Here is a 12,640-nt window from a genome sequence, read left to right on the forward strand (position 1 = left end):
CGTTTTTTCTTCACAGATTAACAGGAATATTTGCCTAGTCCACAACTTTTAGGAATGATCCACTTTTTTGAAGAGGTTTTCAAGTGAATTTGCATTAGGTTATGAACAAATGAGTACAAAAACTGGTAATAAATTGGAAATAGAATAAATGAAGAAATGTTGTACCTATGTTGTACCTGAAATAAAAAAGCCGAAAATTAATTTCGGCTTTCCTTAGTGTTTACTAGTAGCGAGACCGAGATTTGAACTCGGGACCTCCGGGTTATGAATCCGACGCTCTAACCAACTGAGCTACCTCGCCAAATTTTCGCAAACCAACATTATACTTGCATTATAGAGTATGACGATCTTTGTAAATGCGGGTGCAAATATAAAAACAATTTGAATTGCCGCAAACATTAAATTCCAAAATATTTAAATCTTTTCTTTTTTATCTTTCCAATTAATATCTATATTGGCGCAAATCAATAAATCAAGAAATGGAAGAAAAGATTAAGTACGAAATGGAGTTTCCTATTCACGCTTCTCCTTCTTTACTATATCAATACATCTCCACACCCTCCGGACTTAGTGAGTGGTATGCCGATAACGTGAATTCCCGCGGTGAGATATTTACATTTATATGGGAAGGAAGTGAAGAAAAAGCCAAGCTGGTTAGTAAGAAAAGCGACGAGCGAATTAAATTCAGGTGGATAGAAGAAGACGATACTTCATATTATTTTGAAATCAGGATACAGGTTGACGATATTACCAAAGATGTTTCCATTATGGTAACCGATTTTGCTGAAGAATCAGAAGTGGAAGAAAGCAAAATGCTTTGGGAGAACATGATTTCAGATTTAAAACAGGTACTTGGTTCGGTTTAATATTCATGATATAAATACTACCTTTGCCCCGCTAAACACGGGGCTTTTTTATGATAAATCTTAACGGAGAAATACTAAAGAAAAAAGACGCCAGTCTTTCAGTTTTCAACAGGGGCTTTGCCTATGGAGATTCGGTATTTGAAACTATAAGAGTAATTAACGGCAAAATAATGTTCTGGGAAGACCATTATTTCAGGTTGATGTCCTCCATGCGTATTATGCGGATGGAAATTCCATCTTCTTTTTCTCCTGAATTCCTGGAAGAAGAAATATCGAATTTGATCGAAGCCAATGAATTATCTAATTCTCCTGCCCGCATACGTTTTGCAGTTTACCGGGAAGAAGGTGGGTATTACACTCCTGCAACAAGAACAATTGGCTACACGATTAGCTGTTCCAAACTGGAAAATGCTTTTTATCTTTTTAATGAAGAGCCTTACGAAATAGAATTATTTAAGGATCATTACATTAACAGCGGGATTCTTTCTACAATTAAGTCGAATAACCGTGCCGTGAATGTGTTGGGAAGTATTTTTGCCAAAGAAAATGATTATCACAACTGCCTGATCCTTAATGAGAAGAAAAGTGTGGTGGAAGCCCTTAACGGAAATATCTTTTTAGTAAAGGGAGATACTATTAAGACACCACCTTTAAGTGACGGGGCTCTAAATGGAATAATCCGAAAACAGCTGAAAGGAATAATTAAAAAGCTGCCGGAGTTTAAGCTGGAAGAAACTTCTATTTCGCCTTTTGAGTTACAAAAGGCAGATGAATTGTTCATCACCAACATAGCCGTGGGAATCCAGCCGGTAACTAAGTACAGGAAAAAGAATTTCAGCAATAAGACCGCGGGACACTTACTGTCTAAGCTTAACGTTAAGGCGCGGTTAGGTTAATTATAGCTGGGATTTTCCGGCGCATTGCACCACAACAAATATTCTCCCCCAAGCTGAAGCATTTTATCTTTCCAAAAGGAATTGTACGGCCGCTCAATAAGGTTTGTTTGATCCTCGTTAGTGGTGACAATCCAGGAATGGGAATCCAGTTCAGCATTTAACTGATTGGCATCCCAGCCGGAGTAGCCAAGGAAAAATTTGATCTGACTTTCCTGAAGAAGATCTTTGGCGATCAATTCCTTCACCGCTTCAAAATTACCACCCCAGTAAATACCGCTGGCAATTTCTATACTGTCCGGTATAAGCTCTGGCACCTTATGTATAAAATAGAGGTTGTCCTGTTCCACAGGACCGCCGTTGTATATTTTGAATGTAACCTGAAGTTCGGGAATCAGGTCTTTGAGAGTAAAATCGAGAACTTTGTTAAGTATAAAACCTACAGATCCGGTTTCGGAATGATTAGCTAACAGCACCACCGAACGGTTGAATGCCACGTCCCCGATAATTGTAGGCTCTGCTACTAGCAGATGCCCTTTGGCTGGTTTTAAAGCTATCATAATGGGTTCTTTTTAACTAATCTACTTATTAATTTAAAAAAAACAAATCATTCTCCCAATTTTTTTAAAAATAAAAGCCTCCCGGAGAGGAGGCTTAAAGATCTTTTACTAATGTAGGATATTAGTTTACAGCTTTTTGTAAATCTGCTCCAGCTTTAAACTTTACCACGTTTTTAGCGGCGATTTTAATAGTTTTTCCAGTTTGAGGATTTCTACCTTCGCGGGCAGCTCTCTTAGATACAGACCAGCTTCCAAATCCTACAAGAGATACTCTATCTCCCTTTTTAAGAGAAGTCTCTATGTTTTCCAGAAAAGACTCCAGGGCTTTTTTTGCTGCAGCTTTAGAAATACCAGCATTCTCAGCCATTGCGTCAATTAAATCAGTTTTGTTCATAATTTGAATTTTAAATTAAGTTGTTGGTTAAACATTCTGTTACATTGCTTTACAAATTTATATGGATTTCCCGGCCACGCAAGTAATATCAAGGGAAAAGCAGGTATTTGTTAATAACTTTAACCTTTTGTTAATAAAGAAGCCTGCAAAAAATTGATTTTTTATAATTTCAGCAACCATAAGGCCTCAGCGCATTTTTGCATCAGAATTAAAGGTATATCCATTTAAAAGTTCCTTTACCTTCATCTTTCGTTTTCCTGGCAACTGAATTTCTTCTACCACAATAAATCCATCCTTTGCCGCAACAATCATCTTTTTATCTTCAATCATAATTTGACCTGTTTCTAATTTATGACTGATTTTTTTCTTTTTAGTCCCAAAGATTTTCACTTTTTTCTCTTCGGAATTGTTCTTCAAAAAGCACCACGCAGCAGGATAAGGATTTAAACCTCTTATAAGATTATGAATTTCATCAACAGGTTTTTCCCAGTCGATTTTAGTATTCTCCCTGTCTAGCTTTGGAGCGGCTTTTAAAGTTTCGCTCTCTTCCTGAAGCCTGGTTCTAACCTGGCCATTCTCTATAAGTTGAAGGGTTTTTACTACCAGGCTGGAACCTGTTTCCATTAACCTGTCATGCAGCAGGCCCACGTTTTCATCTTCTCCAATACTTATTTTCTCCTGAAGGATCATGGCGCCAGTGTCTATTTTCTCATCAATAAAAAAAGTGGAAACGCCAGTTTCGGTATCCCCGTTTATGATGCTCCAGTTTATTGGTGCCGCGCCGCGATACTGGGGAAGGAGGGAGGCATGCAGGTTAAAAGTACCAAATTCGGGTAAAGCCCAAACGGTTTGGGGTAACATTCGGAAAGCCACCACTACCTGTACATTTGGTTCCAGGGCTTTTAATTCATTCTGAAAATCTTCAGATTTAAGATTTACAGGCTGTAATACTTTTAAATTTTGTTCCAGCGCATATTTTTTTACATCGCTTTGCTGAAGTTTTCTCCCCCTTCCGGCAGGTTTATCCGGAGCGGTGATTACGCCCACAACATTGTACCCGGCGCTAAGAATTGCTTTCAGGCTTTGCACGGCAAACTCCGGCGTGCCCATAAATACTATTCTAAGATCTTTCATTTTTGCTTATTTTATACTGATTGGTGGCGGTACGGCTAATTATCCTCTTTTCTATCAATAGCTGTAGCACTTTTAAAATATGTTGTTCAGGAAAAGAAATCTTTTCCACCAGTTCCCTGGAAGACATCTCCCGGTTCTTCAGGAGAGCTTCAATTTCTTTATAAATAGTGTTCATTCCAGTTCTGTCCAGGGGAATATTGCTTTCCAGGCATACTGAACAAATTCCACATGGGTTTTCGGGATTTTCCCCAAAATATTTCAGCAGCTGTAAACTCCGGCAGGTTTTGTTGTTGCTTATATAATCTAAAACGGATTCAATTTTATCTTTTTTATTCTGCTTATGTAATTTAATAAAAGTAGCAACGGGATTTATGCTTGTTTCATCTTCCCGCGGAACCAGAAAAGTTACAGAGGCATCATGTTTGGAGTGGGTGAAGTCTATTACCTCGTCCCTCTCCATAGCTTTCAAGATTTCCAGGGCTTTCTCTTCACTAATATTTGCCTTTTTGCATATCGCACTCAAATTGATATTGATCTTGTTTTCAAAAATTCCACCATAGGTTCTCAGGATCGCTTTCACAAGCTTATCACTGGCAGAGTTGTCACGTAAATAATAAGAAAGCTGCTTATCTGAAATTATAAACTGCATTTCTGTTTTTCTCTGAAATTGTTGTGACATTCTGATTATGCTACAACGGTCCAGCATCTGCAGGGCATTGTAGGTTTTAATAGCATTAAGGTCATACTGATTGCAAAATTCAGAGAAATTAAAGTCGTAGTTCTCATTTTCCCCTTCGCTGTATGCCACCCTGAAGTACGAATTTAGCTTTTTATAAACCACTTTTACGTCCTCCACATCCGGAAGATTTATCAAAAACTGATTTTTAAGAATGGGTATATCTCCCGGGTTGGTAATAATTGTTGAAATTGCAGGTCTACCGTCCCGACCAGCCCTTCCGGCCTCCTGAAAGTAACTTTCCAGGCTTTCCGGAAGGTTAAGGTGAATCACCTGGCGCACATCCGGCTTGTCTATTCCCATTCCAAATGCGGTTGTCGCCACCATTATATTAAAGTTATTCTGAAGCCATTTTTCAAGTTTATCTGCTTTTTCTTCATTTTTCAATCCCCCGTGGAAAGCTTCGGCGCTGTGCCCGTTCTTCTTCAAAAAAGTGGTCGTTTCAATAGTGGCATTTCTGCTACGAACATAAATAATGGCACTTTCCCCTTTATTCTTCAGCAGTTGCAATAGACGATACTGCTTATCTTCCGCAGATAGGACGTTATAGGCGATATTTTCCCTTTCAAAGGAACGTTTTATCAGCAGGGAATCGGGCATTTCAAGTTCTGTTCGCATATCTTCCACCACCTCTGCAGTGGCAGTGGCAGTAAGGGCAACAAAAGGAACTTCTGGTTTGAGGTTCCGAAGCAGGGAAATATTGCGATAGGCAGGACGAAAATCGTGGCCCCATTGCGAGATACAATGTGCTTCATCTATGGCTATTAAATTCACATTCATTTGCTTTATTCGCTCCTGTACAAGGTCTTGTTGCAAACGCTCGGGAGAGAGGTAAAGGAATTTATAATTACCGTAAATGCAATTATCCAGGTTTTTATCCAAATCTTCATAGTGCATGCCCCCTGTAAGCGCCATGGCTTTAATATTTTTTTGCTGAAGCGTATCTACCTGGTCTTTCATTAAGGCAATCAATGGGGAAATTACAATGCAAATTCCCTCCTGAAGAAGCGCCGGAATCTGGAAACAGACCGATTTACCGCCTCCTGTGGGTAGAAGGGCTATCACATCTTTTTTCTCAAGAAGCGCCTCAATTATTGGCCATTGCTGCGGCCTGAATTGGGAATGTCCCCAATGGCGTTGTAGTATGTGAAGTGCTTGCTGCAAATTTAGAACCCAATCTTGTTGAGTATAAAGTTAGCTCTTTCTTCCACACTGGCCTCGGGGACCACTATAGGATCATAACCGTAGTGCTTATAAGTATTTTCCAGATATTCTGAAATCTTCGTGGCTTCCTCAAAAGTTTCGTAACGTTCATTATCACTTTTATAGATCGCTTCCCAGGGAGGAAGAATAAAAATCATTTCATAGCGGTGATCTTTACACGGGAGAATGAAGTCTTCAGCATAACTGGTATTAAAAAAGTCCATATACGCCACCACATCTGGAATTCCGCGGTCTATAAAAATATGGTCTGAAGGAAAATCTTCAGCCTCATGGAACTGTTTAATCCTTCCTTCAAGTAACTTTCTGCTAAATAAAAGCGGGTCCTCTAAAAAAAGCTGTTCAATTCCCTCCAATTGCGCCTCGCGTATTACTTCCCTTGAAACTTCGTGAAGACAATCATGGCCCTTTTCTTCCAGTTTATGAATTACAGAAGATTTTCCGGTACCGGGGCCGCCGGTAATAACTATTTTATTCTTTTTCACGCGGCAAATTTCGGGATTTGAAATTGATTATAAAAATGAAAGCATTCCTTGTATCTTTGCAATCTAAAATGAATGAAAAGTTATGAGTGAAGCGGAAAACAGAGAAGAATTTTACGAAAAACTGAAAAAACAATTGCAGGATACTGCCATGTGGCCTTCAGAATACCTTTATAAATTTATTGTGCCTACCAGCAAAAAGGAAATTGATCAAATAGAAAAGATTTTTGATAATATGGGTGCGGTAATTAATACCAAGAAATCCAAGAATGGCAAGTACACAAGCGTTTCTATCAACGTAAGGATGAAAAATCCGGACGCCGTTATAAATAAGTATAAAGAAATAGGAAAGGAAGTAAAAGGGGTAATTTCGCTTTAAGCCGTTAGAAGGAATAAAAGCCACGCTATTCTTATTTTCTTTAATTTATATTTGCTATTTTGCGACGGTTATTAACTTCTACACTCAAGTATCACCTTATAAATTTAAAATTTGACGAACGCATTAGAATATAATTCTGAAAGGAGCCAGTTAATTATTCCTGAATATGGCAGGCATCTGCAAAAAATGGTAGAGCACGCCGTAAGTATTGAAGATGATAAAGAGCGAAATAAAGTAGCCCATTCTATTATTGCGGTAATGGGCAATATGAATCCGCATCTTAGGGATGTGCCAGATTTTCAGCATAAATTATGGGACCAGTTGTTTATTATAAGCGACTTTAAGCTAAATGTGGAATCTCCTTTTCCGAAGCCCTCCAGGGAACAGCTGGAAGAAAGGCCGGAACCGCTTGCTTATCCCCAGAATTTCCCGAAATACCGTTTCTATGGAAACAACATAAAACGAATGATTGATGAGGCCAAACAATATGATGAAGGGCCTTTAAAAGAGGCATTGGTGTACACTATTGCCAATCACATGAAAAAATCTTTCCTTAACTGGAACAGGGACACGGTAGATGACAAGGTGATTTTCGATCATTTGAAGGAGCTGAGCAATGGGGAATTAAACATGAAAAATTCTGATGAAGACTTAAGCGATTCTTCTAATTTGCTTAGGGGCCGGAAAAAGCATACGAAAAGCAACACGAAAAAATCAGGCAGAAAAAGCCGTAAGCGTTATTAAAATTTAAAGTACTTTATGGGAACTTTCCAGATTGAGGGAGGGCATCGCTTAAGTGGGGAAATTCAACCGCAGGGAGCGAAAAATGAGGCCCTTCAAATACTTTGTGCCGTACTTTTAACTTCAGAAAAAATCAGAATTACCAATATCCCAGATATTCTTGATGTAAATAAGCTCATAAGGCTTTTAAAGAATTTAGGGGTTAAGGTAAATCATGAAGATAAAGGAAGTTACACTTTCCAGAGTGATGAGCTGGACCTGGATTATCTTAGCAGTGAACAGTTTAAAATAGATGGCAGCGGCCTGCGCGGTTCTATTATGATAGTTGGCCCTTTACTGGCAAGATTTGGGAAAGGATATATCCCTCGTCCCGGTGGAGATAAAATTGGGCGTCGCCGGTTAGATACTCATTTTGAAGGTTTTATAAAACTCGGCGCGAAATTCAGATATAATAAAGAAGAGCGTTTTTATGGAGTAGAAGCTCCTGCCGAAGGCCTTAAAGGGGATTATATGCTTCTGGAAGAAGCATCGGTTACCGGAACAGCCAACATTGTTATGGCTGCTGTGCTGGCGAAAGGTACCACTACTATTTATAATGCTGCCTGCGAACCTTATTTGCAGCAATTATGCAAGATGCTGAATTCCATGGGGGCGAAGATCAGCGGGGTTGGTTCTAACCTGCTAACTATAGAAGGCGTGAGCGAACTTGGTGGATGTGAGCACAGGGTTTTACCAGATATGGTTGAAATTGGCTCATGGATTGGCCTGGCTGCAATGACCAGGAGTGAAATTACTATCAAAAATGTAAACTGGGAAATGCTTGGCTTAATCCCCAATACCTTCAGGAAACTGGGAATTACTGTCGAAAAAAGCGGGGACGACATTCACATTCCTGCTCATACTGAAGGCTACGAAGTGCAGAACTTTATTGATGGTTCTATTATGAATATAAGTGACGCTCCCTGGCCTGGTTTTACACCAGATTTGCTGAGCATTATCCTCGTAGTGGCCACGCAGGCAAGGGGAAGTATCCTGGTACATCAAAAAATGTTTGAGAGCCGTTTATTCTTTGTAGATAAGCTTATAGACATGGGGGCCAAGATCATTCTTTGTGACCCTCATCGCGCTACAGTAATAGGGCATGATTTTAAATCTAAGCTGAAAGCCACAACCATGAGTTCTCCCGATATAAGGGCAGGAATTTCATTGCTTATAGCAGCTCTGTCAGCAAAAGGTACTTCTGTAATCCATAATATTGAGCAAATTGACAGGGGATATGAAGATATTGATAAACGATTGAAAGCAATAGGTGCAAAAATTGAAAGAATAGCCTAGTTACTATAGAGATCAGAACAATAAAAAAGGTCCTTGAATTTTTTCAGGACCTTTTTTATTTACCAGAATCTATAAAAAGCTAATGTTTAATTTCAACTTTTTCAGTTTCGGCTTTTTTCTTGTTCTCCTTATAATGGAAAAGGTTCAGGTCTTTAATCATCGCTGTGGTTTTTTCAGGTAGCATATCTTCCCATCCATCTTTACCTTCGCTAATCATTTGTAGTACCTCACGGGAATAGATGTCCAGGATTTCAGGATTATAATTTTCTATATCTTCAACCCTGCCATTATATTTAAAGAACTTGTAAAGTTCTTTCATCCTTGGATGAACTTTCAGGTTATCGCTGGTAGTAATTTCGCCTGTTTCAGGATCCTTAAGGGGATACAGGTAAACCTTAAGGTCTTTAAAGAACAGTTTTCCGAAGGCTTCCAGAATTCCACCGCTAAGGTGTCTGTAATACTTTTCATCGAAAACATCAACAAGGTTATTTACGCCCATCGCGAGTCCCATACGCTGCTTGGAATATCTTGAGAAATACTCCACAACCTTATAGTATTCCTGGAAGTTAGATATCATAACTGTTTGACCCAGAGAGCATAACAATTCAGCGCGATCCATAAAATCACGTTCGTCAATTTCACCTTCTGCCCTCAGGTTGGAGAGCGTAATTTCAAAAATAACTTCGGTACTGTCTTTATCAACTTTATTTTCTTTCAGGAACAATTCCAGGGACCGTTCATACATATCCATATTCACCTTTGTTACCGGGCGGAAACTTCCCCTAAGGGCGAGAATATTCTTTTTATAAAGAATTTTCGCCGGTAAAACATTATGGCCATCTGGTGCGAACATCACAGCATCGGTCATACCGTTTTTAACGAGCTGCAGGCTCATCAGCCTGTTATCAACATTTTCAAAACGTGGCCCGGAAAAATTTATGGTATCTATTTCAATCTGGTCCTTGTCTATATGGTCATAAAGATAACGGAGTAATTTTTTGGGATTATCATATTTGTAATACGCTCCGTAGATAAGGTTTACCCCAAGTATTCCCAAAGTATTTTGCTGGTGCCTCGCGTCGTTTTCGTGAAACCTAACGTGAAGGCTTATTTCGTTATAATCTTCATCTGGTTTTACCTGGTATTTTATCCCTACCCAACCGTGGCCTTTGTACTTTTTAGCAAAATCTATGGTAGCAACAGTATTGGCGTAGGTAAAGAACAATTTGTCTGGGTGCTTTTCACGGGAAATCCTTTGTTCTATAAGATTAATTTCGTGGCTAAGCATTCGTTTAAGGCGGGCTTCAGTAACATACCTGCGGTCATCTTCAACTCCATATATCGCGTCACTAAAATCTTTGTCGTAGGCACTCATAGCTTTTGCTATGGTTCCGGAGCCACCCCCGGCGCGAAAAAAATTCCTTACCGTTTCCTGCCCGGCGCCAATTTCCGAAAAAGTTCCGTAAATATTCGCATTCAAATTAATGCGCAGCGCTTTGCTTTTAATAGAAGGAACGTTCTCGAATTCCTTGTCGCCCATTATGGTAATTGGCATAATTTTTCTTTTAAATGAATTTCATTTTTGCGTTATCAAAGGTACTAAAACACCTAGCTAAACAAAAAAATATATTTACTTTTGTGATAAATTTACACTTATTGAAAATCACATTTTTAGGCACCGGAACCTCCCAGGGAATCCCTATTATTGGTAGTGATCATCCTGTTTGTTTAAGTAATAACCCAAAAGATAAAAGGCTGCGTGTTTCTGTTTTGGTGGAATGGAGCGGGTACAATATTCTTATTGATTGCGGTCCCGATTTCAGGGCGCAAATGCTGGCGAATAATGTAAAAAAACTGGACGCCATTTTTTACACTCACGAGCATAATGACCATACTGCGGGACTCGATGATATCCGTCCATTTTTTTTCCGCCAGGGTGACATTCCCATTTTTGCGCATAAGAGGGTTTTAAAGGCACTTAGAAGCCGCTTCGACTATATTTTTACCACGGAAAATAAATATCCCGGCGCACCAGGAGTAAAGGAGCATGAAATAGAAAACAGGCCTTTTGAATTTGAAGGCCTTGAAGTTGTTCCGGTTAGTTTCTGGCATGGGCGGCTAAATGTATTTGGGTTTAGAATGGAAGATTTTGCCTATCTCACCGATCTTAAGAAGATTGAAGACGAAGAGGTCGAAAAGCTGAAAGGGCTTAAGGTTTTGGTGGTAAATGCACTTCGCAGGGAACCACATCATTCCCATTTTAATCTGGAAGAAGCACTGGCATTTATAAAAAGGGTTAATCCGGAAAGGGCGTATTTAACCCATATAAGCCATTTACTGGGCTTTCATGATGAAGTTGAAGAGGAACTCCCAAAAAATGTTTTTCTTGCTTATGATAACTTAAAAATTGAGGTTTAGTATGCGCGGCAGGATCCTGATGTATTTGTTTATTTTCACTCTTTTGTTTGCTATTTTTATTTATGTAAACGATAAAAAAATTCTTGATGCTCAAACTGAAGAAATAAGCAGCCTGGAAAACCAGCTTGAACAGGTTCAGGTTGAATTAGACTCAGTTAGCAGCAATAAAGATAGTGGAGAATATTTTTCCCTGGAAGGGAATGAAGCTGCTATTACTTATCTTGAAAAGCACGGTTTTTCTGCTGAAGAAATTACTGCCGCTATCCAGGATAAACTCATAAGCGCAAATAGATCACAGGAAGACAATCCTTATGTTCCCTATGAAGGAATGCAGGGGGAGATGAGGATAAATAAGATTGAAGTACTCAACCATAAATGGGTGCTGACCGATTTTACCGATGGTACCTATTGGGGAGAAATATTCTTCAGTTATTTTATTGAAAAAGACGGTGAAATTAGCCTGACTCCTGAAAAATCCTTCTTATACCCGATAGATTAGATCCTTTTCTTCAGCCATTCTTTGAGTTCGAAAAAATTCTGTGGCGCCACGCCATGTCCAACAGGGAATTCAGAATATGAATTCTCTATGCTCAGCTTGTCCAGAAACGGCTTTGTTTTACGTGCCCATTCCACAGGAATTACCTGGTCCTGCGAACCATGGGAACAATAAAAAGACAGGTTGGAAAAATCGTTCTTTTCATAGCCTTCTTTAATAATATCCTGATTTACGTATCCGCTGAGAGCAATTACATTCTTTACTTTTTCAGGATAAGATAAACTTACGGCATAGCTCAAAATACTCCCCTGGCTGAAGCCCACCAGCGTCACATTATCTGGATCTACGGGATAAGCCGCGATAACTTCGTCAATAAAATCTGAAATTTTCTCGCGGGATTCACGGGCCTGATTATCGTCACTAAATTTTCCATTAATATCGTTCCAGTGGATTGCATACCACGCATTTCCATAAGGCTGCATTGGAAGAGGCGCCCTTACCGAAATGATAAAGAGCTCTTCCGGCAGCTCGCCCGCAAAGGAAAAAAGATCTTCTTCATTGCTGCCATAGCCGTGCAACATGATCAGTAATGGTGCTTTTTCCTGTTTTTTAACGGGTTCTTTTATAAGATGATATAACGATAAATCTAAAGTGTTCATTTACGTAATGCTTTTAAATATTTTCTGAAAGAAATTGCCCAAAAGAGGAATTTCCTTGCGTTCTCCCTGTATGGCTGTCACCAGCCCATAAATCCATAAAACCAGTACAAAAATGTAGAAGGTTGTCGGGATCATGTAACCGGTAAACATAGAGGCCAGGATGCCCATCAGGTAAAACAGGATGTGTATTCCAAGTGCCTGCCTAATATGGAAACTGGCAATCTTATGTTTCTCATCGAGGTTCATAAAGTAAGCAATAATGGTGCCTACAAAAGTGATATAGGCAATAATTGCCGCAGATTTTCCTTGTTTCATTTCTCCGGATT

The 12,640-nt window shown here is 39.3% G+C and carries 15 protein-coding genes and 1 tRNA gene; 7 read left to right on the top strand and 9 right to left on the bottom strand.

Features of this window, described 5'->3' with window-relative positions; translation table 11 throughout:
• Positions 1–227 precede the first annotated feature (227 nt).
• Positions 228–301 (bottom strand) — tRNA-Met (locus RM553_RS14415).
• Positions 302–479: 178 nt separating this feature from the next.
• On the opposite strand from RM553_RS14415, the gene RM553_RS14420 reads away from it, so the two are divergent.
• A complete protein-coding gene (locus tag RM553_RS14420; protein WP_311535649.1) occupies positions 480–866 on the top strand; it encodes an START-like domain-containing protein in 387 nt (128 codons plus the stop codon).
• A gap of 50 nt (positions 867–916) precedes the next feature.
• Positions 917–1,762, top strand: coding sequence for an aminotransferase class IV (locus RM553_RS14425; protein ID WP_311535650.1), 846 nt, complete (start codon positions 917–919; stop codon positions 1,760–1,762).
• Here the strand turns inward: RM553_RS14425 and RM553_RS14430 are convergent.
• The 5 genes from RM553_RS14430 to RM553_RS14450 form a co-directional block, all read right to left on the bottom strand.
• The gene (locus RM553_RS14430) at positions 1,759–2,319 is read right to left on the bottom strand and encodes a YqgE/AlgH family protein (RefSeq protein ID WP_311535651.1); all 561 of its coding nucleotides are present in this window, start codon (positions 2,317–2,319) and stop codon (positions 1,759–1,761) included. The two genes, RM553_RS14425 and RM553_RS14430, sit on opposite strands and share 4 nt — an antisense overlap.
• 121 nt (positions 2,320–2,440) lie before the next feature.
• Complete coding sequence (locus RM553_RS14435; RefSeq protein WP_311503165.1) at positions 2,441–2,713, bottom strand: HU family DNA-binding protein; 273 nt, start codon at positions 2,711–2,713, stop codon at positions 2,441–2,443.
• A gap of 186 nt (positions 2,714–2,899) precedes the next feature.
• Positions 2,900–3,847, bottom strand: coding sequence for a methionyl-tRNA formyltransferase (gene fmt / locus RM553_RS14440; RefSeq protein WP_311535652.1), 948 nt, complete (start codon positions 3,845–3,847; stop codon positions 2,900–2,902).
• The gene (locus tag RM553_RS14445) at positions 3,834–5,747 is read right to left on the bottom strand and encodes a RecQ family ATP-dependent DNA helicase (RefSeq protein ID WP_311535653.1); all 1,914 of its coding nucleotides are present in this window, start codon (positions 5,745–5,747) and stop codon (positions 3,834–3,836) included. Before RM553_RS14445 ends, fmt begins: the two co-directional genes overlap by 14 nt.
• A gap of 2 nt (positions 5,748–5,749) precedes the next feature.
• Positions 5,750–6,289: an AAA family ATPase gene (locus RM553_RS14450; protein WP_311535654.1), complete on the bottom strand. Its 540-nt coding sequence runs from the start codon at positions 6,287–6,289 to the stop codon at positions 5,750–5,752.
• A gap of 82 nt (positions 6,290–6,371) precedes the next feature.
• Here RM553_RS14450 and RM553_RS14455 point away from each other — a divergent pair, with 82 nt between their 5' ends.
• The 3 genes from RM553_RS14455 to murA all read left to right on the top strand — a co-directional run bounded on the left by RM553_RS14455 (position 6,372) and on the right by murA (position 8,741).
• A complete protein-coding gene (locus RM553_RS14455; protein ID WP_311535655.1) occupies positions 6,372–6,665 on the top strand; it encodes a DUF493 family protein in 294 nt (97 codons plus the stop codon).
• Between the two features lie 111 nt (positions 6,666–6,776).
• Positions 6,777–7,409, top strand: a complete 633-nt coding sequence (locus RM553_RS14460) for a DUF4290 domain-containing protein (RefSeq protein ID WP_311535656.1) — start codon at positions 6,777–6,779, stop codon at positions 7,407–7,409.
• 15 nt (positions 7,410–7,424) lie between these two features.
• Positions 7,425–8,741, top strand: coding sequence for a UDP-N-acetylglucosamine 1-carboxyvinyltransferase (gene murA / locus RM553_RS14465; RefSeq protein WP_311535657.1), 1,317 nt, complete (start codon positions 7,425–7,427; stop codon positions 8,739–8,741).
• Between the two features lie 79 nt (positions 8,742–8,820).
• Here the strand turns inward: murA and RM553_RS14470 are convergent, their stop codons facing one another.
• The gene (locus RM553_RS14470) at positions 8,821–10,296 is read right to left on the bottom strand and encodes a TonB-dependent receptor (protein ID WP_311535658.1); all 1,476 of its coding nucleotides are present in this window, start codon (positions 10,294–10,296) and stop codon (positions 8,821–8,823) included.
• Positions 10,297–10,397: 101 nt separating this feature from the next.
• On the opposite strand from RM553_RS14470, the gene RM553_RS14475 reads away from it, so the two are divergent.
• Positions 10,398–11,159, top strand: a complete 762-nt coding sequence (locus RM553_RS14475; RefSeq protein WP_311535659.1) for an MBL fold metallo-hydrolase — start codon at positions 10,398–10,400, stop codon at positions 11,157–11,159.
• 1 nt (position 11,160) lies between these two features.
• Positions 11,161–11,658, top strand: coding sequence for a hypothetical protein (locus RM553_RS14480; RefSeq protein WP_311535660.1), 498 nt, complete (start codon positions 11,161–11,163; stop codon positions 11,656–11,658).
• On the opposite strand, the gene RM553_RS14485 is transcribed toward RM553_RS14480, so the two are convergent.
• Both RM553_RS14485 and RM553_RS14490 read right to left on the bottom strand, forming a co-directional pair.
• The gene (locus RM553_RS14485; protein WP_311535661.1) at positions 11,655–12,314 is read right to left on the bottom strand and encodes an alpha/beta hydrolase; all 660 of its coding nucleotides are present in this window, start codon (positions 12,312–12,314) and stop codon (positions 11,655–11,657) included. The genes RM553_RS14480 and RM553_RS14485 overlap by 4 nt on opposite strands.
• On the bottom strand, positions 12,315–12,629 hold the full coding sequence (locus RM553_RS14490; protein ID WP_311535662.1) for a magnetosome magnetite crystal formation protein family: 315 nt from the start codon (positions 12,627–12,629) through the stop codon (positions 12,315–12,317).
• Between the last annotated feature and the right edge of the window lie 11 nt (positions 12,630–12,640).

Origin of the sequence: Autumnicola tepida (assembly GCF_031846485.1) — a bacterium.
GTDB classification, from domain to species: domain Bacteria; phylum Bacteroidota; class Bacteroidia; order Flavobacteriales; family Flavobacteriaceae; genus Autumnicola; species Autumnicola tepida.